Source organism: Nocardia panacis, assembly GCF_003598715.1.
Classification (GTDB): domain Bacteria; phylum Actinomycetota; class Actinomycetes; order Mycobacteriales; family Mycobacteriaceae; genus Nocardia; species Nocardia panacis.
Genome location: NZ_QZFU01000012.1, coordinates 85,979 through 105,987 on the forward strand (window position 1 = coordinate 85,979; position 20,009 = coordinate 105,987).

16 protein-coding genes are annotated in these 20,009 nt (G+C 67.6%); 11 read left to right on the forward strand and 5 right to left on the reverse strand.

Going from position 1 to position 20,009, the window contains the following annotated elements; all coding sequences use genetic code 11:
* Positions 1–30 precede the first annotated feature (30 nt).
* The gene (locus tag D5S18_RS04160; RefSeq protein WP_120038172.1) at positions 31–420 is read left to right on the forward strand and encodes a sterol carrier family protein; all 390 of its coding nucleotides are present in this window, start codon (positions 31–33) and stop codon (positions 418–420) included.
* A gap of 1 nt (position 421) precedes the next feature.
* Here D5S18_RS04160 and D5S18_RS04165 read toward each other — a convergent pair whose 3' ends face one another.
* Positions 422–1,690 (reverse strand): YhgE/Pip domain-containing protein, encoded by a 1,269-nt coding sequence (locus D5S18_RS04165; RefSeq protein WP_120038423.1) that lies wholly within the window; start codon positions 1,688–1,690, stop codon positions 422–424.
* A gap of 213 nt (positions 1,691–1,903) precedes the next feature.
* Here D5S18_RS04165 and purF point away from each other — a divergent pair, with 213 nt between their 5' ends.
* From purF to purM, 6 genes are all read left to right on the forward strand, one after another.
* Positions 1,904–3,502: an amidophosphoribosyltransferase gene (purF, locus tag D5S18_RS04170; RefSeq protein ID WP_120038174.1), complete on the forward strand. Its 1,599-nt coding sequence runs from the start codon at positions 1,904–1,906 to the stop codon at positions 3,500–3,502.
* 465 nt (positions 3,503–3,967) lie between these two features.
* A complete protein-coding gene (locus tag D5S18_RS04175; RefSeq protein WP_120038176.1) occupies positions 3,968–5,578 on the forward strand; it encodes an ABC transporter substrate-binding protein in 1,611 nt (536 codons plus the stop codon).
* An 89-nt stretch (positions 5,579–5,667) separates the two neighbouring features.
* The gene (locus D5S18_RS04180) at positions 5,668–6,678 is read left to right on the forward strand and encodes an ABC transporter permease (protein ID WP_282434821.1); all 1,011 of its coding nucleotides are present in this window, start codon (positions 5,668–5,670) and stop codon (positions 6,676–6,678) included.
* A 92-nt stretch (positions 6,679–6,770) separates the two neighbouring features.
* The gene (locus tag D5S18_RS04185) at positions 6,771–7,748 is read left to right on the forward strand and encodes an ABC transporter permease (protein ID WP_239003542.1); all 978 of its coding nucleotides are present in this window, start codon (positions 6,771–6,773) and stop codon (positions 7,746–7,748) included.
* The gene (locus tag D5S18_RS04190; RefSeq protein ID WP_120038180.1) at positions 7,745–9,427 is read left to right on the forward strand and encodes an ABC transporter ATP-binding protein; all 1,683 of its coding nucleotides are present in this window, start codon (positions 7,745–7,747) and stop codon (positions 9,425–9,427) included. Before D5S18_RS04185 ends, D5S18_RS04190 begins: the two co-directional genes overlap by 4 nt.
* Before the next feature lie 189 nt (positions 9,428–9,616).
* Complete coding sequence (gene purM / locus D5S18_RS04195; RefSeq protein ID WP_120038182.1) at positions 9,617–10,690, forward strand: phosphoribosylformylglycinamidine cyclo-ligase; 1,074 nt, start codon at positions 9,617–9,619, stop codon at positions 10,688–10,690.
* A 360-nt stretch (positions 10,691–11,050) separates the two neighbouring features.
* On the opposite strand, the gene D5S18_RS04200 is transcribed toward purM, so the two are convergent.
* The 4 genes from D5S18_RS04200 to ygfZ all read right to left on the reverse strand — a co-directional run bounded on the left by D5S18_RS04200 (position 11,051) and on the right by ygfZ (position 14,271).
* The gene (locus tag D5S18_RS04200) at positions 11,051–11,287 is read right to left on the reverse strand and encodes a DUF3073 domain-containing protein (protein ID WP_120038184.1); all 237 of its coding nucleotides are present in this window, start codon (positions 11,285–11,287) and stop codon (positions 11,051–11,053) included.
* 169 nt (positions 11,288–11,456) lie between these two features.
* Positions 11,457–12,413 (reverse strand): asparaginase, encoded by a 957-nt coding sequence (locus tag D5S18_RS04205; protein WP_120038186.1) that lies wholly within the window; start codon positions 12,411–12,413, stop codon positions 11,457–11,459.
* Positions 12,410–13,126, reverse strand: a complete 717-nt coding sequence (locus D5S18_RS04210; RefSeq protein ID WP_120038426.1) for an MOSC domain-containing protein — start codon at positions 13,124–13,126, stop codon at positions 12,410–12,412. Before D5S18_RS04210 ends, D5S18_RS04205 begins: the two co-directional genes overlap by 4 nt.
* Positions 13,127–13,158: 32 nt before the next feature.
* Positions 13,159–14,271 carry a CAF17-like 4Fe-4S cluster assembly/insertion protein YgfZ gene (ygfZ, locus tag D5S18_RS04215; RefSeq protein ID WP_120038428.1) on the reverse strand — a complete coding sequence of 371 codons (1,113 nt, stop codon included), beginning with the start codon at positions 14,269–14,271 and terminating at the stop codon, positions 13,159–13,161.
* A gap of 207 nt (positions 14,272–14,478) precedes the next feature.
* Here ygfZ and D5S18_RS04220 point away from each other — a divergent pair, with 207 nt between their 5' ends.
* The 4 genes from D5S18_RS04220 (at position 14,479) to cydD (ending at position 19,901) form a co-directional block, all read left to right on the forward strand.
* Positions 14,479–15,396 (forward strand): aminodeoxychorismate lyase, encoded by a 918-nt coding sequence (locus D5S18_RS04220; protein WP_120038188.1) that lies wholly within the window; start codon positions 14,479–14,481, stop codon positions 15,394–15,396.
* Positions 15,397–15,553: 157 nt separating this feature from the next.
* A complete protein-coding gene (locus tag D5S18_RS04225) occupies positions 15,554–17,044 on the forward strand; it encodes a cytochrome ubiquinol oxidase subunit I (protein ID WP_120038190.1) in 1,491 nt (496 codons plus the stop codon).
* Positions 17,045–17,053: 9 nt separating this feature from the next.
* Positions 17,054–18,085: a cytochrome d ubiquinol oxidase subunit II gene (gene cydB / locus D5S18_RS04230; protein ID WP_120038192.1), complete on the forward strand. Its 1,032-nt coding sequence runs from the start codon at positions 17,054–17,056 to the stop codon at positions 18,083–18,085.
* 13 nt (positions 18,086–18,098) lie between these two features.
* Entirely contained in the window at positions 18,099–19,901 is a 1,803-nt protein-coding gene (gene cydD, locus D5S18_RS04235; protein WP_120038194.1) for a thiol reductant ABC exporter subunit CydD, read from the forward strand.
* Positions 19,902–20,009 lie beyond the last annotated feature (108 nt).

Genomic DNA, 20,009 nt, shown 5'->3' on the forward strand with positions numbered 1-20,009 from the left:
CGGTGCGAGCCGGGGGCATACCCTCGGCCCATGGCGCGACGATCGACGGTGGATCCGGCGGAGCTGCGGGCGGCGGTGCTCGCGGTCCGCGGCTGGCTGCGCGACGAGTCCGCCCCGCCTCCGCCGCGCGCCGCGTTGGCCGCCGCCGTCCGGGCCACGGTGCGCGCGGTGGCCGCCGCGGCGCCAGGGCATTCCGTGGAGGTCAGAGTGCCGCCGTTCGTGGCGGTGCAGTGCGTCGAGGGGCCGCGCCACACCAGGGGCACCCCGCCCAATGTGGTCGAGACCGACCCGCGCACCTGGCTGCTGCTGGCCACCGGTCTGCTCGATTTCGCGGCCGCGGTGGACTCCGGTGCGGTGGCGGCCTCGGGCACCCGCGCGGCCGAGGTCGCGCACTGGCTGCCCATCACGAATCCCGACTGAGCTAAGCGGTGACCAGGTTGGCGCGTTCCAACCCCTTGTGGTCGTAGTACTTGGTGATCACGAAGCCGAGCACCAGCCCGATCACCAGTCCGAGCACCGCCATCCATACGCCCCGCTGCAATCCGGCGGAGAAATCGGCGTCGAAATACAGGATCGATCGCACCCCGAGGAAGACCTGGTGCATCGGTTCGAAGTTGGCCAACCAGCCGAAGTAGCTCGGCGTCGCCTCGATCGGCACGGTGCCGCCCGAGGACGGCAGACCCAGGATGATGAAGATGATCAGGTTCACCAGCAGACCCGCCGATCCGATCGCAGCCAGTGTGGAAAGACAGGTAATCCCGACCGCGATCATGGCCAGCCCGCTGTAGAGGTAGAGCGCCAGCGGCTGATCGATCGGCATATCCAGCAGGTAGGCGACGAGCATGAAGATGCCGGAGACGATGCCTGCCGTGACCACCATCACCCCCCACTTGATCAGCAGGGTGTGGAAACGGGAGATGGCCGCCGCCGGGTAGTGCACATACCAGGGGCCGTATTCCGTTGGTATGAAACCGAGTTGGCCGTCGATCATGGTGTGGATCACCATGGCCCCGACCATCGCGGCCAACAGCAGCAGCAGCGCGTAGAAGAAGGCGCTGAGCCCCTGCCCGGTCCCGTCGGGCAGGGGATGGAACTGCTGGACAACGATTTTCACCGGATCGCCGAGCGCGACCCTGGCGGCGCCGGACAGTTCGGGGGCGGGCGGCCCGCCGGGCGCGGGGGCCAACTGTTCGCGCACCTGGTCGGTGAGTTGCCCGCCAACCCTGGTGTTGACCTGCGTGAGCGCCTGGTTGGCCACCCGGAGCACGATCTGGGTGCCGAACGCGCCCATGCGCGGATTGGTCTGCACGGTGAGGATCGGACGCTGGATATCGCCGGGCACCACGCTGCCGACCCCGAGTATGCCCAGCCGCTTGCTGAAATCGCTCGGGATGACGATGGCCCCGTACAGCTTCCCGGACTGCATCTGCTGGGTGGCCTCGTTCGGGCCGAGCATCCGCAGGTCCACCTTCTCGGCGGGGATCCCCGCGCGCAGGCCCTCGGCGATCTGATTGCCGAAATCGACCTCCTGGCGGTGATCCGGGGTGCCGAGCACATCGCCGACATCCTGGTTCACCAGCGCGATCGGGAAGTCGTGCAGATTCTTCTCCGGGTCGATGACGTAATCGAGGTACATCACCCCCAGCAGCGAGGTCAGCACGACCAGCACCAGGACGGGTGCGGTGAGCATGCGTGTCCAGCGCTTGCGGTCGAGGCGGGGGAGCTCGGCGGTGCGAGCGGAGCCGTCCGAAGTCGTCACGGACGTGACGGTAACAGCCGAACAGGGCGGATTCCCGCCAATCGCCGGGCGATTGCTCCACGGATGCGGTGGCGGTGCTCACCGGGAACGGCGCACCCGTAGAATGACTGTTGCCCCCAAGCCCGCCCGATCAGGGAGCACACGGTGACCAACGCCGACCTGCCGGTCAACACCATTTCCGCCACCTCCGATCTCGACGAGAACGAGCCACGCGAGGAGTGCGGGGTCTTCGGAGTCTGGGCGCCCGGCGAGGACGTGGCCAAACTCACCTACTACGGTCTCTACGCGCTGCAGCACCGAGGGCAGGAGGCCGCGGGGATCGCCGTCGCGGACGGCTCGCAGGTGCTGGTGTTCAAGGATCTCGGTCTGGTCAGTCAGGTCTTCGACGAGCAGACCCTGGCCGCCATGCCCGGCCACATCGCCATCGGCCACTGCCGCTACTCCACCACCGGCGGGGTCACCTGGGAGAACTCCCAGCCCATCTTCCGCACCACGGCCGTCGGTTCCGGACTGGCGCTGGGCCACAACGGAAATCTGGTCAACACCGCCGAATTGGCAGGCCGGGCAAGAGAATTGGGCCTGATCGGCGGGACGCGCCACGGCGCGGTCGCGGCCACCTCGGATTCGGATGTCATCACCGCGCTGCTGGCGCACGCGGCCGCCGACTCGAGTATCGAGCAGGCCGCCATGACGCTGCTGCCCACGCTGCGCGGCGCGTTCTGCCTCACCTTCATGGACGAGCACACCCTCTACGCGGCCCGCGATCCGCACGGTGTGCGCCCGCTGTGTCTGGGCAGGCTGGACCGTGGCTGGGTCGTAGCCAGCGAGACGGCCGCCCTGGACATCGTCGGCGCGGCCTTCGTCCGCGAGATCGAGCCGGGCGAGCTGCTGGCCATCGACGCCGAGGGCGTGCGCTCGATGCGCTTCGCCAATCCCGAGCCCAAGGGCTGCATCTTCGAATACGTGTACCTGGCCCGCCCCGATTCGACCATCTCCGGTCGCTCGGTGCACGCCACCAGAGTGGAGATCGGTCGCAGGCTGGCCAAGGAGCACCCGGTCGAGGCGGATCTGGTCATCCCGGTGCCGGAGTCGGGCACCCCGGCGGCGGTCGGCTACGCGCAGGGTTCCGGCGTGCCCTACGGCCAGGGCCTGATGAAGAACGCCTATGTCGGGCGCACCTTCATCCAGCCGAGTCAGACCATCCGTCAGCTCGGCATCCGGCTCAAGCTCAATCCGCTGCGCGAGGTCATCCGGGGCAAGCGCCTGATCGTGGTGGACGATTCGATCGTGCGCGGCAATACCCAGCGCGCGCTGATCCGCATGCTGCGCGAGGCGGGCGCGTTGGAGATCCATGTGCGCATCGCCTCCCCGCCGGTCAAGTGGCCCTGCTTCTACGGCATCGATTTCGCCTCGCGGGCCGAGTTGATCGCCAATGGGGCCGGCGCGGAGCCTGCGCAGCGCCCAACAAACACAGCCGCAGAGGCCTTACACGACATGGTGGAGGGGGTGCGTCGTTCCATCGGAGCGGATTCGCTCGGCTATATCTCTCTGGAGGGGATGGTCGCGGCCACCGAACAACCGCGCACTCGACTGTGCTGTGCCTGTTTCGATGGGGAATACCCGATCGCGCTGCCCTCGGAGGCCGCTATCGGCAAGAACGTGCTCGAGGGCATGCTCAGCGGCCAATCCGAGACCGAGATGCTCAGTGCGAACGCCAATGCGAGTGCGTTGAGCCGCCCGTAGATCTCTTACCGCCGATACGGCATCGACCCTCAGGTCGGTGCCGTATTCGTTTGTCGCCGGTGGGGATCCACGCCTGCCACCGTGAACTACGGTGGGCGCTTGGTGCTCGATCGGCGTGTCGCCTCCGCGTTTCGTCCCGGATGCCCGAATCGAGGACGCCGCTCCGGATTTCGGGGCTTGCAGCGCGAATTCTCGCTCTATTCGTCCGTTCTCGTGCCGTGGCCTCTTCGGGACCGTGGCAACAGGGAATTCGTCCGGACCTGGAACTTCGATCCGCCCCTCGGCGCGGCCCGTGCAAGATCGGCGACAACTGCGAGCCGGGCGTGATTTTTTCTCTGAAAACGAGCCGTCTCGCAGATGGATCGTGGGTACGGTGCCCGTCAGATCGGAAGTTCACCGCGCCACATCGCCGTGCCTGTGACCCAGGAAGCGTGTGTTGGGGGCGCGCTCGAGAAGTGGGGCCTCATGTTGGGTTCGAACAAGCCGGGGGAGCGATACCGCACGGGTATCGCTGCCGTGGGGTTGGCGGCATTAGTCGCCTCCGCACTGGCGGGTTGTGGTTCCGGCCGCACCGGAGGCGGCGAGGCCGCCGGGCTGGTGATCGGCACCACGGACAAGATTTTCGCACTGGATCCGGCCGCGGCCTACGACCAGGGCTCCTATGTGGTGGAGACCCAGACCTTTCAGCACCTGCTCAACTTCGCGCCCGGCGAGACCACGCCCAAGCCGGATGCCGCGGAGAAGTGTGAGTACACCTCGCCCACCGTCTACACCTGCACCATCAAGAAGGGCCTGAAGTTCGCCAACGGCAATCCGTTGACGGCGGCCAGCGTCAAGTACTCCTTCGACCGGATGCTCAAGATCAACGATCCGAACGGACCGGCATCGCTGCTCGGCAATCTGGACAAGACCAATATCGTCAACGAGAGCACGGTGGCCTTCACCCTGAAGGAGCCCAACGACCAGACTTTCCCGGCCATCCTGCCCACCCAGGCCGGACCCATCATCGACGAGAAGTCCTTCCCCGCCGACAAATTGGCCACCGACGACGAAGTGGTCAAGGCCAAGGGTTATTCCGGGCCGTATGTCATCACCAGCTACGACAAGAACAAACTGGTCGAATACAAGGCCAACCCGGACTACCAGGGCATACTCGGCAAAGCCAAGACCGACACCGTCTCGGCCAAGTACTACGCCAGCACCGACAACCTCAAACTCGATATCCAGAACGGCAATATCGACGTCGCCTATCGCAGTCTCACCCCGACCGATATGGAGTCGCTGAAGAAGAACGACAAGGTCACCATCCACGAGGGACCGGGCGGTGAACTGCGCTACTTCGTGTTCAACCTGAATACCCAACCGGGCGGTAGCCCCGATCAGAAGTTGGCCGTGCGCAAGGCCGCCGCCTCGATCGTGGACCGCGACGCGCTGTCCACCGGCGTGTACAAGGGCATGTACCAGCCCGCGTATTCCTCCATCCCGCAGGGCTATACGGGCGCGACCGAGCCGTTCAAGGAGATCTACGGCGCGAAGCCGAACAAGGATCAGGCCGCCAAATTCCTGGCCGACGCGGGCGTGACAACCCCCGTCGAGATCAATCTGCAGTACAACCCGGACCACTATGGCAGCACCAGCTCCGAGGAATACGCCGCGATCAAATCGCAGCTCGATGCCAGCGGGCTGTTCAAGGTCAACCTTCAGTCCACCGAATGGGTGACCTACCAGAAGGAACGCGCCCGCGACGGCTACCCAGTCTACCAAATGGGCTGGTTCCCCGACTTCCCGGACCCGGACGACTACCTGACCCCATTCTTCGGTCCGAACAACTTCCTGCAGAACCACTTCGAGGTCCCGGCCATCACCGCGCAGCTCAATGCCGAGAAGGCCGAGGTCAACCCGGACAAGCGGGTGGCCATCCTCAAGCAGGTCCAGTACGACCTGGCCAAGGATCACCTCTCGATCATCCCGCTGCTCTCGGGTAAGCAAATCGCCGTCGCGACCAAGGCCGTCCAGGGCGTGAAGCAGACACTCGATCCCTCGACCAAGTTCCGCTACACGGTCCTGAGCAAGTGAGTTCGGCGACGACGACCGAGCAGGAGCCGGCCGCCCCGGCCCCTGCTCGGCGTAAGGTGCTGCGCGGCAGCGGATCTCGCTACGAGGCCCTGGCGCGCTATTTGGGTGTGCGATTGTTGCTGATGCCGGTCACCGCGTGGATCCTGGTGACCGTCGTCTTCTTTCTGATGCGGGTGGTCGGCGATCCGATCAGCGCCGCGATGGGCGGGCGGCTCCCACCGGATCAGATCGAGGCGCGCAAGGAGGCGGCGGGTTACAACAGGCCGATCCTCTCGCAGTACTGGGAATACCTCTCCAGACTGCTGCGCGGGGATTTCGGACGCTCCCAGGACAATCGGGCGATCAGCGAGGTGGTCACCACCTACGGCGCCGCCACGGTGGAGTTGGTGTTCTGGTCGCTGATCGTGGCCTTCGCGATCGGCGTTCCGCTCGGCAGATACGCCGCGACACATCGGGATTCGGCCGCCGACGCCGGACTGCGGCTGTTCGCCGTGCTGGCCTACGCCGCGCCGGTGTTCTTCGTCGGCCTGCTGCTCAAGCTGATCTTCGCGGTGAAACTGGGCTGGTTGCCGGTGGCCGGGCGGGCCAGCACCAATGTCGAACTGGCCCTGCAGCATGTCTCGCCCAAGACGAACATCATGCTGGTCGACGCGATCCTCTACGGCGACACCGGATACCTGCTCGACGTACTCGAGCACGCGATCCTGCCCGCCGTCGCGCTCGGCGCGCTCACCGCGGGCATCTTCCTGCGACTGGTGCGGGTCAACCTGATTCAGACGCTGCACAGCGATTTCGTCGAGGCGGCACGGGCGCGCGGACTGTCCACCCGCGTGGTCACCGGCCGACACGCGGTGCGCAACGCGCTGATTCCGATCATCACCGTCATGGGCATGTACATCGCGATGCTGCTCGGCGGCGCGGTGCTGACCGAGACCACCTTCGAATGGAAGGGCCTTGGCTATCAGCTGGCCCAATATCTGCAGGCCCGCGATTTCGTCGCGGTGCAGGGGATCGTGGCCTTCATCGCGCTGGTGATCGCGGTCATGAGCTTCCTGATCGACGCGATCGTCGCGCTCATCGATCCGAGGGTGAGGTTCTGATGTCAGCTCCGGAACTGGCCGCAGAGCCCACCGTCGTCCCGGCGTCTTCGGCGCGGCGGCGCGGCCGCATCCCCGGCCTGCGACTGTTGGCCATGACGGCGGGCGTGCAGCGGGCGACCCTGCTGTTCGGGCTCGGCCTGGTGGCGCTGTTCGTGCTCATCGCGATCTTCGCCCCGCTCATCGCACCCTACGGTCTGGCCCAAAGCTCCTCGGACGGCGTGAGTTTCGCCGCCCAGCAGCCGCCGTCGGGCGCGCACTGGTTCGGGACCTCGGTGCGCAGCGAGGATGTGTTCTCCAGGGTGGTCTGGGGTGCGCGGACCGCGCTGCTGACCATCGTCATCTCGCTGCTGCTCTCACTGCTGGTCGGCGTGCCGCTCGGCCTGATCTCGGGCTACATCGGCACCTGGGTGGACCGGGTGCTGGTGACGTTCATGGACGCCATCTACGCCTTCCCGACCCTGCTGCTGGCCATCGTGGTCTCCATCGTGGTCGCGGGCGGCAGCTCCAGCAGCGTCGGCGGCGTGCTCTCGGCGGCCGTGGCCATCACGGCCATCTATGTGCCGCAATATTTTCGGGTGGTGCGCAATGCCACCGTCGCGGTGAAACAGGAGCCGTTCGTCGACGCCGCGCGCGTCACCGGCGCGTCCACCGGGCGCATCATGTTCAAGCACATCCTCGCCAATGTCACCCAGTCGCTGCCGGTGATCATCACCCTCAACGGCGGCGACGCGATCCTGACGCTGGCCGCGCTCGGCTTCCTCGGCTTCGGTATCGAGCCGACCCAGGCCGCCGAATGGGGATACGACCTGAACAAGGCGCTGTCGGATGTCTCCAACGGGATCTGGTGGACCGGGATCTTCCCCGGCACCGCCATCGTCTTGGTGGTGCTCGGGATGACGCTGGTCGGCGAGAGTCTCAACGAGGTGCTCAATCCGCTGCTGCGCACCCGGCGCGCACCGGGACCCGCCACCGTCGCGGACGACACCGCCGCACTGGCGGTCCCGGCCGAGGGCGAAAACGCCGGTGCCGGGGAAACCGGCACACTTGCCGGAGAGGGGGAGTCCCGATGACGGAAACCGCGACGCCGCAGCGCAAACCGGCGCTGTCCATCGAATCGCTTTCGGTCAGCTTCGCCACCGACGCCGGTCCGGTGCGCGCGGTGAGCAATGTGTCCTACGAGGTGTATCCGGGCGAGGTGCTCGCCATCGTCGGCGAATCCGGTTCGGGCAAATCGGTGAGTTCACGCACCGCCATCGGCCTGCTACCCGAGACCGCGAGCGTGCGCGGTCTGGTGACCCTCGGTACGGAGAAGGTCACCTCGATGAGCGACAAGCAGCTCACCGCGCTGCGCGGCGGGGCGATCTCCATGGTGTTCCAGGAACCCGGACGCGCGCTGGATCCCTTGTTCACCATCGGTTTCCAGCTCGGTGAGGCGCTGCGCGCGCACAGCGAGATGACCCGCAAGGCTGCCAAGGTCCGCGCCGTCGAACTGCTGCGCATGGTCGGGCTCCCCGATCCGGAGCAGCGGGTCGACTTCTACCCGCATCAGCTTTCCGGCGGGCAGAAGCAGCGCGTCATGATCGCCATCGCCATCTCGTGCGAACCCAAGGTGATCATCGCCGACGAGCCGACCACCGCCCTCGATGTGACCGTGCAGGCCGAGATCCTCGAACTGCTGCGGGATCTGCGCGATCGCATCGGCAGTGCCATCGTGCTGATCACCCACAATATGGGCGTGGTGGCCGACCTGGCGGATCGAGTGGTGGTCATGCGCGACGGCAAGGTCGTCGAGCAGGCTGGGGTGGACGAACTGTTCTCCGCCCCCAAAGCCGACTACACCCGCAAACTGCTGGCCGCGGTGCCGCATCTGGGCGCCGCACGGGTGGAACACGGTGCGGCACAGGTCGATACCACCGCAGACCCGGTGCTCGAGGTGTGCGATCTGGTGGTGGAGTTTCCCGGTCCGCTCGGCCGCGCGCCCTTCCGCGCGGTCGACGAGGTGAATCTCGTCATGCGACCGGGGGAGACCATCGGCCTGGTCGGCGAATCGGGTTCGGGCAAGTCGACCATCGGCAGGTGCGTGGCCGCGCTGCAGCGTCCCAGCTCCGGCGTGGTCCGGATTCGCGGCCAGGACATCGCCAAACTCTCGCAGCGGCAATTGCGGCCGATCCGGCGACGCTTCGGCTTCGTCTTCCAGGACCCGGCCAGCTCGCTCAATCCCCGGCTCACCGTCGGGGAGTGTGTGGCCGAACCGCTCATCGTGCACCGGGCGGGCAGTCCCGCCGAGATCCGCGCGCGGGTGCGGCACATGCTCGACGATGTGCAATTGCCCGCGGGCGCCGAGCGGCGCTATCCGCACGAGTTGTCCGGCGGTCAGCGTCAGCGCGCCAGCCTGGCCAGGGCACTGGTCCTGGATCCGGATCTGCTGGTGGCCGACGAGCCGACCAGCGCACTGGACGTCTCGGTGCAGGCGGCGGTGCTCGAGCTGTTCGGCACATTGCAGCGCGAATGCGGCTGGGCCTGCCTGTTCATCAGCCACGACCTGGCCGTGGTCGATCAGCTCGCCGACCGGATCGTGGTGCTGCGGGGCGGCGCCGTAGTCGAGGAGGGTGATCGGGACGGCATCCTGCGTCATCCGCAGCAGGAGTACACCCGCAGGTTGGTGGCCGCCGTCCCGGTCCCCGACCCGGCCGAGCAGCGCAGGCGTCGGGCTGCGGCGGCCGGACTGTTCACCGGAGCGGGCGCCTAATGGGCGCTGCCGGGCGAAGCCGTCCGCAGCCCTGCGCATGGCCGGAGCGCAGGCGGAGGTCCGCCTAGGGGGCCGGCTCGCCCCCTGTCGGTCAGGCGGGCGAGCCAACTCCGGTAACGCGTCGTTACCCGACTCCGGTAGCGTGATCAGGCATCTACCCGCCGATTCGGTTTGGAGCTTTCCCCGAAAATGACTGAACAGACCCCAGGTGGCGCCTCGTATGCCGCGGCAGGCGTGGACATCGAGGCGGGTGACCGCGCAGTGGAGTTGTTCGCGCCATTGGCGAAGAAGGCGAGCAGGCCCGAGGTCCAAGGTGGGCTCGGTGGCTTCGCCGGATTGTTCGCACTTAAGGGCGGCTACCGCGAGCCCGTGCTCGCCGCCTCCTCCGACGGGGTCGGCACCAAGATCGCGGTCGCGCAGGCCATGGACAAACACGACACCCTCGGCCTGGACCTGGTGGCCATGGTCGTCGACGACCTGGTCGTCTGTGGCGCCGAACCGCTGTTCCTGCAGGACTACATCGCCATCGGCAAGGTCGTGCCGGAGAAGGTGGCCCAACTGGTCTCCGGTATCGCCGACGGCTGTGTGAAGGCGGGTTGCGCGCTGCTCGGCGGCGAGACGGCCGAACATCCGGGCCTGATGGGTCCCGACGACTACGACCTGTCGGCCACCGGCGTCGGCGTGGTCGAGGCCGAAGCCATCCTGGGGCCGGATCGGGTGCGTCCCGGCGATGTGGTCATCGCCATGGGCTCCTCGGGCCTGCATTCCAATGGCTACAGCCTGGCCCGCAAGGTGCTGCTCGAGATCGACCGCATGTCGCTGACCGGACATGTCGAGGAGTTCGGCCGCACCCTCGGCGAGGAACTGCTCGAACCCACCCGCATCTACGCCAAGGATTGTTTGGCGCTGATCGCCGAGACCGATGTGCGCACCTTCGCCCACGTCACCGGTGGCGGCCTGGCGGGCAATCTGGCACGGGTCATCCCGGCGGGCATGGTCGCCGAGCTGGACCGGGGCACCTGGAATCCCGCGCCGGTGTTCAAGATGATCGCCCAGCGCGGCCGGGTCGAGCGGGCCGAGATGGAGAAGACCTTCAATATGGGCGTCGGCATGGTCGCCGTCGTCGCGCCGGAGGATGTCGATCGCGCCTTGGCGGTGCTCACGGCGCGCCATATCGAATGCTGGACCCTCGGCACGGTCAAGAAGGCCAAGGACGTCGAGGCGGCGCGCGCGGTCCTGCTGGGTGAGCACCCGCGCTTCTGATTCCACGCTTGGCGAATAGACACTGAGCGGCGCTCCGGCTCAGCGCGATAGATCATCTCTCGCGCGAAAGTCGGGGCGCCGCATCGCTTTCCGGAACCGATGGCATCGATCACGAAGCGGCACAGCGGATCGTGGGTCGACAAGACCGGTGGACCGGCCGAATACGGCCGGTGCGGCGTGATCCGGGGCGAGGAAGTGCGCCGGTCGGATCACGTCAGCGTCGGAACATATCGACGTCCCGCATCGGATGATGCGGGACGTCGCTGGTGCTGCAAGCCACTAAGACGAGGTCCGCAACCCTGATATCAAACGCGGTGAAGGGGGAGGCCCCTGCGGCCTCCCCCTTCAGCGATGATCGAGTCAGCGTCGCCAGTCGTCGTAGTCTTCGTCCTCTTTCCAACGAGACAAGGACTCGTCCGCGTCGTGCTCATCGGAGATAACACCACCGTGCTGCTGGGTGTCGGAGATGACACCACCGTGCTGGGTGGGGCTTCCCGAGAGCTCGCGCTGAAGGCTCGCGAAGTCGGTCGACGGCGAGCTGTACTTGAGCTCTCGTGCGACCTTGGTCTGCTTTGCCTTAGCCCGGCCACGGCCCATGGCTGACCCCCTCGCGTCACTGCGGGGCGGCCTGGGGTTTGTTGGCGGCCCCGTTCGAATTAATACTCTTCCTGACAGACACTTTAGCGTGCTTCTGACGGTCGCGCTTCCAGGAGTGGGTGAAGTGCCGCCGAACCGGTGCCGTTTGCCCGGTTGTCGCCCCCGGACGTCAGGGCTGGAGGATGCCGGGTATGGCCCGCACCACCCCGACCCTGGCCCCACCGCCGAGCACGGCCGGAGCCGCGAGTTCGGTATGGGTATCGGTCCATTCGACACCCATGCGCTGCAAAATGGCCAGCGTCAAGGGCATTCGCGCGCGATCGTGTCCGTCGGCGATCTTGTAGGCGAAGGCGGAGCCATCGGGCAGCGCGCCCGCGTGCACACCGTCCGCGCCGATCTTGCACACCAAACCGGGCGTTGCCGCCATGGTCAACAGGTCCGGGCCATTGGTGCCCGAAATCACTCGAGGGTGCGCCCGGAGGGCATCGGCCACCCGACGCGGCGGCGTCTCGGGCGCGGCGGTGGCCATGGTCGCGAAGACGCGGGCCAGATTGATCAGCGACACCGGAATGATCGGCAGGCCGCAGCCATCGATGCCCAGATCGGCCTCCGGCTCGCCGGTCAGGTCGGTGACCGTGGCGATGACGGCCTGCTGCAGCGGATGCGCCTGATCCAGGTAACCGGTTGTCGGCCAGCCGTTGACGGCGCAGGTGGCCAGCATCGCCGCGTGCTTACCGGAGCAGTTCATGTAGATCCGACGCGGTGCGCCGTCGGTGACCGCGGCGGCGCGGGCACGCTCCTCCTGCGGCCAGTCCGGCGGGCAGGCCAGCGCCGATTCGTCGAAGCCGAAGCGGTCGAGCAGGCGGCGCACCAGGGCCACATGGTCGGGTTCGCCGTAGTGCGATGCGGTGGCGATCGCCAGCTCCGCCTGATCCACAGGCTCGAAACCGTTGCGGAGCAGGGTGATCGCCTGCATCGGCTTATTGGTCGAACGCGGGAAGATCGGCGAATGCACCTCGCCGAGTTCGACTTCCGGTTCGCCCGCGGCATCGAGGATCACCACCGAACCCCGATGCACGCACTCGCGGAATCCGGACCGGACGACCTCGACCAGTTCTACGTTCACGGGGCTCCCGTCTTCGACTCGGTGACACGGCTCGTCTTCGACGAGGTGGCAGGGGTTTTCGATGCGCTCGCGCTATTACGGCGGTGATGCCTGGCGATCTGTTGGCGCACATCGGCGGAGACGGTCGGTTCGGCGGCGAGCAGGATGGCGAGCAGATCCGGGTCGGTTCCGGTGAAGACGTCGCGCACGGTGACGCCGTGCTCCGGGACGTACTCGACCCGCACCGTATCGCCCGCGCCGATGGTCCCCTCCTCGAGCACCCGCAGATACGCGCCCGTATCCGACCGGAGGGTGAACCGCTTGACCCACTGCTTCTCACCGGCCCAGAACTGGAACGGCGCGCACGGCACCCGAGGCGCGCTCACCTCGAACAGCGCCGCGCCGATGCGCCAGCGCGCGCCGAGGACCGCATCACTGACCGGCAGCCCGTCCAAGCGCAGATTCTCGCCGAACCAGCCCGCGGGTAGGTCGCGGCCCAATTCGGCGCCCCAGCGCCGCGCATCGGCCTCGGAATAGGCGTATACGGCCTGATCCACACCGCCGTGATTGTCGATATCGCAGACATGGTCGCCGTCGATCCCGAGCGCGTGCGCGCGCACCCGACCCGCGACCGGACGCTTATCGATGGCGCTGCGGCCGACCCGCCCCGGCACCGCGATCTCCGCGTGCACGACACAGACCGCGCGCACCGCTCCGGTGTCCCCGACCGCCATAGCCGGTGCGGGGGCATCGAATTCGGCGTCGTTCACCGGCCGCGCAACCGCTCGACCGCGAGGCGGCCCGCCTGGGGTGCGTCGTCGGTGGGCAGCGAATCCGGATCGATCGCGGCGGCCGTGGGACCGGCGGTGAGCGCGGTATCGGCCGGGACCGTGCGTTTGATCAAAGCCAGTGCGATGGGACCGAATTCGAAATGGTCGATCACGGTGCCGAGCCTGCCGACGGTGCGGCCGCCCGCCGTGACATCCGCACCGGTGCCGGGCCGGTCGTCTGCCGAACCATCCAGGTGCAGCAGCACCAGATTTCGCGGCGGTTTGCCCAGATTGTGCACCCGCGCAACGGTTTCCTGACCCCGGTAGCAGCCCTTGTCCAGGTGCACCGCGCCGTGCTCGTCCGGGCCGCCGATCCAGCGGGCCTCGTGCGGAATGGTCCGCTCGTCGGTGTCGACGCCGACGCGCGGCCGCAGCGCCGCCACCCGCAGCGCCTCGAAGGCCCACATGCCCGCCGGTTCGGCCCCGGCCTCGGTGAGCCTGGTCCACCAGGTGTTCAGATCGGCGCGCGGGACGATCAGGTCGTAGGAGTCCTCGGTCGGCCACGGCATCCGGCGCAGCAGACCGCCGTCGGGCAGCGGCACCGCCGCGTAGATCTCGGTAGGGGCTGTGACGCCGAGCGTGGCGACGAGTTCGGCGGTGCGCGGGCCGAGCAGGGTCAGCACCGCGGAATCGGCGGCCGCGACCCGAACATCGGCCCAGAACACCATCTTGGTGAGAAAGTCGAGCAGGGCCGCGCCGCGCTCGCCGTCGGAATCGATCCACACGGTGCCGTCGAGATCGGTGAGCACGAAGTGGTGCAGGACGCGGCCCTGCAGATCGAGGTCGAGATTCTCCGCCGACTGCCCGTCGGGCAGCTGGGCGACGTGCTGGCTGGAGATGGTGTGCAGCCAGGTCAGCCGGTCGGAGCCGGTGAGGGTCAGCACGGCGCGGTGGGATCGGTCGATCACCGCCGCGCGCTGGGCGGCGGCCCGCTGTTCACCGAAGGGATCGCCGTAGTGCCAGGCGACGGCGGCGTCGGGTGACTGCGCGGCACCCGCGACGGCTCCCGGTTGGGCTAGCAGAGGACTGGGTGCGACGACCACGGACACGCATTCCACTCTAGGCGCGTCGGAATCGGTGTGTCGCGCGGGCCGCGCCGGATATATGACACGGGCGTATGGCGCGGCCCACACTGAGGGATCGCGGCCCGCGCTGAGGGATATGGCTGGACCCGCGCGCGTTGGATATCGAGGGGTCCCCGGAACCCTTTACGGACCCACCTCGCGGCGGCGCTCGGTGACCTAGGCTCAACACCCATGGTGGATCGGGTACTTGTCACACTCGACGGCGCGGACCGCGATCCGGACGCGCCGCTGTTGTACGCCGACGATATGGGTGCGCTGCGCGGCGACGGCGTCTTCGAGACGGTGCTGGTGCGCTCGGGTGTGGCCTGCGCGTTGGAATTTCATCTCGGCAGGCTGCGTCGCTCGGCGCAGGCGCTCGACCTGCCCGACCCGGAATTGGGGCGTTGGCGCGCGGCCGTGGAGCGCGCGGCCGAGCAGTGGGGCACCGAGCGGGAGGGCATGCTGCGCATGATCTATACCCGCGGCCGCGACGGCGACCAACCCGCCGCGCCCGCCAAGGTGACCTCGGGCGATCTGGCCGCCCTTACCCGACCCACCGCCTATGTGCTGGTGGCGCCGGTGCCCGCGCGGGTGGTGGCGGCGCGTGCGGACGGCATTGCGGTGCAGACCCTTTCGCGCGGTATCTCGATCGATCTGGCTCAGGCCGCGCCTTGGCAGTTGCTCGGTGCGAAGACGCTGTCGTATGCCACCAATATGGCCGCGCTGCGCTTCGCGCACCGGATGGGGGCCGACGATGTCATCTTCACCAGCACCGAGAATCGGGTCCTGGAGGGGCCGCGCTCGACGGTGGTGATCGCGCGGGATCGCACCCTGCTCACCCCGCCCGCGAAAAATGGTGTGCTGCCCGGTGTTACGCAGCGGGCGCTGTTCGTGGAGGCGGGGAAGGCGGGCTGGGATTGCCGCTACGAATCGCTCTACACCGCCGACCTGCTGACCTGTGACAGCGTATGGCTACTGTCGAGCATCACCTTGGCCGCCAGGGTGAATTCGCTGGATGGACTGCGGATGTCGGCCCCGGAGAATGCCGCCGAGATCATCGATCTGGTGGACAGGGGTGTGGCGCGCAGCGGCGCGGTCGGCGATTGGTGAGTCGGCGCCCCGATCGTGATCTATGTCCTACCCCTATTCGTGAACGTGCTGGTCCGCGCCGAATGACCCGGTGTGTCGTGGCCTAGACCTCACCGAATCGCCTCCGGCCCCGACGTAGTCTTACTACGTCATGTCGTAGATCGGCAGGAGGACAAAGTTGTCGGCCCTGGACGTCTCCCGATGGCAGTTCGGCATCACGACCGTCTACCACTTCATGTTCGTGCCGCTCACCATCGGGCTGGCCCCGTTGGTCGCGGGCATGCAGACGGCGTGGGTGATCACTGGCAAGGAGCACTGGTATCGCCTCACCAAGTTCTTCGGGAAACTGTTCCTGATCAACTTCGCGCTCGGCGTCGCCACCGGCATAGTGCAGGAGTTCCAGTTCGGTATGAACTGGAGCGAATACTCCCGCTTCGTCGGTGATGTCTTCGGCGCACCGCTCGCGCTGGAGGGGCTGGTCGCCTTCTTCATGGAGTCGACCTTCTTGGGCCTGTGGATCTTCGGCTGGACCCGACTGCCGAAACTCGTACACCTGGCCACGATCTGGATGGTGGCCATCGGCGTCAACGCCTCGGCCTTCTTCATCGTCGCCGCCAACTCGTTCATGCAGCACCCCGTCGGCGCGACCTACAAAGCCGAACGCGGACGCGCGGAACTGACCAGCATTGTCGAACTGCTCACCAATAACACGGCGCTGGCGGCATTTCCGCACGTGGTGGCCGGATCCTTCCTCACCGCGGCCACTTTCGTCTCGGGTATCGCGGGCTGGTGGATGGTGCGCAACGCGCGCAGCGGCGATCCGGAGAAACTGGCCGACGCCCGCGCCATGTGGCGGCCCGTCTCGCGCGCGGGTCTGGTCGTCATGGTGCTGGCGCTGCTCGCGCTCGTCTTCACCGGCGATACCCAGGGCAAGCTCATGTTCGACCAGCAGCCGATGAAGATGGCCTCGGCCGAATCGCTGTGCCACTCCGAGACCGATCCCGACTTCTCGGTGCTCACCGTCGGCACCCACAACAACTGCGACAGCGTCATTCACCTGATCGAGGTGCCCTATGTGCTGCCGCTGCTGGCCAAAGCCAAACTCTCCGGCGTGCACCTGGACGGGGTGGTCGACCTGCAGAAGGTCTACAACGAGAAGTACGGCGTCGGCGACTATCGGCCCAACCTGTTCGTCACGTACTGGTCCTTCCGCGCCATGATCGGACTGTCGGCCGGATCGGCGCTGCTGGTCCTGCTCGGCTGGTGGTTCACCAGGCGCGGCCGGGTGCCGACCCGGCGCTGGTTCGGTTGGCTGAGCCTGCTCATGATCCCCACCCCGTTTCTGGCCAACAGCGCGGGCTGGGTCTTCACCGAAATGGGGCGCCAGCCGTGGGTGGTCGCCCCCAACCCCACCGGAGATCCGAATCTGCGCATCACCGTGCAGCAGGCCGTGTCCGGACATACCGCGAGCACCGTGTGGATCTCGCTGATCACCTTCACCGTGCTCTACGGCCTGCTCGCGATCGTCTGGTTCTACCTGATGCGGCGCTACACCGTGGCCGGACCCGAACCTGCCGCGAAACCCGTTGGCACATCCGGTGATTCCGGCGGTGAAGGCGGCACGCCTTCGGAAGAGCCCGCCGTCGAACAGCTTTCCTTCGCCTACTAGGAGTCGGTGATGAGCCTGCAAGAGTTCTGGTTTCTGCTGATCGGAGTGCTGTTCACCGGGTACTTCGTACTCGAGGGCTTCGACTTCGGCGTCGGCATGCTCATGCCCATCCTCGGGCGCGGCGACGACGCGCGCAGGCGGGTCGCGCTCAACACGATCGGACCGGTGTGGGACGGCAACGAGGTGTGGTTGCTCACCGCGGGCGGCGCCATGTTCGCCGCCTTCCCGGAGTGGTACGCGAGTTTGTTCTCCGGTTTCTACTTCGCGCTGCTGATCCTGCTGGTCGGACTCATCCTGCGCGTGGTCGCCATCGAATGGCGCGGCAAGATCGACGACCCGCGCTGGCGGCGCCGCGCCGATCTCGGCATCGGCCTCGGCTCCTGGCTGCCCGCCCTGGCCTGGGGCTGGGTCTTCGCCAACGTGGTGCGCGGCGTCCCGCTCGACGCGCGCAAACAGTTCGCCGGATCGGTGTGGGACCTGTTCGACCCGTACGCCGTCCTCGGCGGACTGGCGACCGGGCTGCTGTTCGCACTGCACGGCGCGACCTTCCTGGTGCTCAAGACCGGCGGCGAATACCGCGACGAAGCGCTGCGTGCGCTGCGGGTGCTGCTCGGACCGACGGTGCTGGTCGTCGGCGCGTTCGGACTGTGGACCCAGCTCGCCTACGGGAACGGCTGGACCTGGATCGCGTTGGGGGCGGCCGTCCTCGGGTTGCTGGTCTCCGGTGCGGCCGCCTTCACCCAGCGCGACGGCTGGGGTTTCGTCGGCACCACGGTGGCCGTCGCGGCGGCGAGCGCGCTGCTGTTCGGGTCGCTGTTCCCGAATGTGCTGCCCTCCACCATCGACGCGGCCTACAACCTCACCATCCACAACGCGTCCTCGACCCCGTACACCCTGAAGGTGATGAGCTGGGCGGCCGTGCTGGTGACCCCGGTGGTGCTGATCTACCAGGGCTGGACCTACTGGGTCTTCCGCAAACGCATTACCGTCCAGCAGATTCCGGCGTCGGTCGGTTTGCCGCTCGCCACCGCTCGCGATTGACCCGAGGGATGTCATGGCCCGCCCACCGATAGATCCGCGCCTGTGGCGACACGCGCGCTCGGCCCGCCGCTACCTGGCCCTCAGCGTCGCGCTGTCGGTGGCGATCACCGGTGCGCTGGTGGTCACGGCGCTGGAATTGGCGAGCGTGCTGGCCGGGGTCATCACCGAGCCGGGTCGGCGCGGCATCGGCGCGTGGACCACCGAACTGGCGGTCCTGGCGGTGGCCATCGCCGTGCGGGCGGCGGCCACCTGGTGGCAGGCGCGGCTGGCGCACCGGGCGGGCGCCGATGTGGTGGCGGAGTTGGAGACGGCGGCGCTCGCGGCCGCCGCCCAACTGCCCCCCCGCGAACTCGACACGCGCCGTACGGAATTGGCGGTGGTGGTCGGCAGCGGGCTGGCCGGACTGCGCGGCTACCTGGCCGGCTACCTGCCCGCGCTGCTGCTCGCCGCGATCGTCCCGCCCACCGTCATGGCGGTCATCGCGGCCCACGATCCGATCTCGGGACTGATCACCGTGCTCACGGTGCCGCTCATCCCGATCTTCATGATCCTGATCGGCCTGCTCACCAAGGGACGCGCGGCTGCCACGCTGACCGCGGCGACCCGCCTGTCCGATCAACTGCTCGACCTGTTCGCGGGCATGCCGACCCTGCGCGCGCTCGGCCGCGAAATGCCCGCGGCGGCAGAGGATTCCGGGCGCACGATGGCGCATCGAGTGCGCGAGCTCGGCGATGCCCTGCGCCAACGCACGATGCGTGCGCTGCGTCTGGCCTTCTTGTCCTCGATGGTCCTGGAAATGCTGGCCACCCTGTGTGTCGCGTTGGTGGCAGTCTCCATCGGCATGCGCCTGGTCTTCGGGCATATGAGCCTGTACGCGGGCCTGGTCGCGCTCATCCTGGCCCCCGAGGTCTACTGGCCGCTGCGCACCGTCGGCGAGCGCTTCCACGCCGCCCAGGACGGAATGGCGGCCGCCGATAAGGCTTTCGCGGTGTTGGAGCCGGAAGCATCTGCTGTTGAGGACGATTCGGCGATCGAAGCGCGACCGGATGCCGAGGAGATGGGCGGCGATCGGGTCGAGGAAGCCGCGGTGCAGGCTGTCTCGCACGAGAACCCCCTCGCTCCCGGCCGATTCGCGTCCGCGAGCGATGGCGCGATCATCCGGTTGCGCGGTTTGAATATCGCGGCTCGGGATGGATTCGCGCCCGCCGCGCTGACGGCGCAGCTTCGTCCCGGCGAGGTCACCGTGCTGGCGGGGCCGAACGGAAGCGGGAAATCGACCACACTGCAAGCGATTCTCGGTTTGCTCACCCCCGATCGCGGGTCGGTGACCATCGACGGCGTCGACGTGGGAGCGCTCGATCCGCAGCGGTGGTGGTCGCGGGTCGCCTGGTTGCCACAGCGTCCGGTGCTGGTGCCGGGGACACTGCGCGACAACCTCGAACTGCTCGGCGCATCGACCGACGAGCCCCGCGACCTCGAGTCGGCCTGTACCGCCACGGGATTCGATGCCGTACTGAACGAACTGCCCCACCGATGGGACACGGTAGTCGGCCAAGGCGGCCTGGGACTGTCACTGGGACAGCGTCAGCGCCTGGCCCTGGCGCGGGTGCTCGCCGCCCCGCGCCCCGTGCTCCTGCTGGACGAACCGACCGCCCATCTCGACTCCGCGAGCGAGGCAACCGTTCTGGCGGCCCTGACCGCGCGCGCCCGCGCCGGAGCCACGGTCGTCGTGGTCGGCCACCGCCGCTCGGTACTCGCCATCGCCGACCACATCGTCCGGGTGCACGCGACCGCGACGGAAGCGGTATCCGCATGACGCACCACCGATTTCCTAGAGTCGAGACCGGTCCGCGCCTCGGGTTGCGATCAGTGGCACTCGGTGCGAGGAGGGTCGGGTGACTTCCGAGGCGGTCGGCAGTGCCGC

Bases quoted from the DNA above. Each gene is read 5' to 3' on its own strand.
- D5S18_RS04160 (WP_120038172.1), top strand. From the start codon at position 31: ATGGCGCGACGATCGACGGTGGATCCGGCGGAGCTGCGGGCGGCGGTG.
- D5S18_RS04165 (WP_120038423.1), bottom strand. From the start codon at position 1,690: ATGCTCACCGCACCCGTCCTGGTGCTGGTCGTGCTGACCTCGCTGCTG.
- D5S18_RS04175 (WP_120038176.1), top strand. From the start codon at position 3,968: ATGTTGGGTTCGAACAAGCCGGGGGAGCGATACCGCACGGGTATCGCT.
- D5S18_RS04185 (WP_239003542.1), top strand. From the start codon at position 6,771: ATGACGGCGGGCGTGCAGCGGGCGACCCTGCTGTTCGGGCTCGGCCTG.
- D5S18_RS04190 (WP_120038180.1), top strand. From the start codon at position 7,745: ATGACGGAAACCGCGACGCCGCAGCGCAAACCGGCGCTGTCCATCGAA.
- purM (WP_120038182.1), top strand. From the start codon at position 9,617: ATGACTGAACAGACCCCAGGTGGCGCCTCGTATGCCGCGGCAGGCGTG.
- D5S18_RS04200 (WP_120038184.1), bottom strand. From the start codon at position 11,287: ATGGGCCGTGGCCGGGCTAAGGCAAAGCAGACCAAGGTCGCACGAGAG.
- D5S18_RS04210 (WP_120038426.1), bottom strand. From the start codon at position 13,126: ATGGCGGTCGGGGACACCGGAGCGGTGCGCGCGGTCTGTGTCGTGCAC.
- D5S18_RS04220 (WP_120038188.1), top strand. From the start codon at position 14,479: ATGGTGGATCGGGTACTTGTCACACTCGACGGCGCGGACCGCGATCCG.
- cydB (WP_120038192.1), top strand. From the start codon at position 17,054: ATGAGCCTGCAAGAGTTCTGGTTTCTGCTGATCGGAGTGCTGTTCACC.
- cydD (WP_120038194.1), top strand. From the start codon at position 18,099: ATGGCCCGCCCACCGATAGATCCGCGCCTGTGGCGACACGCGCGCTCG.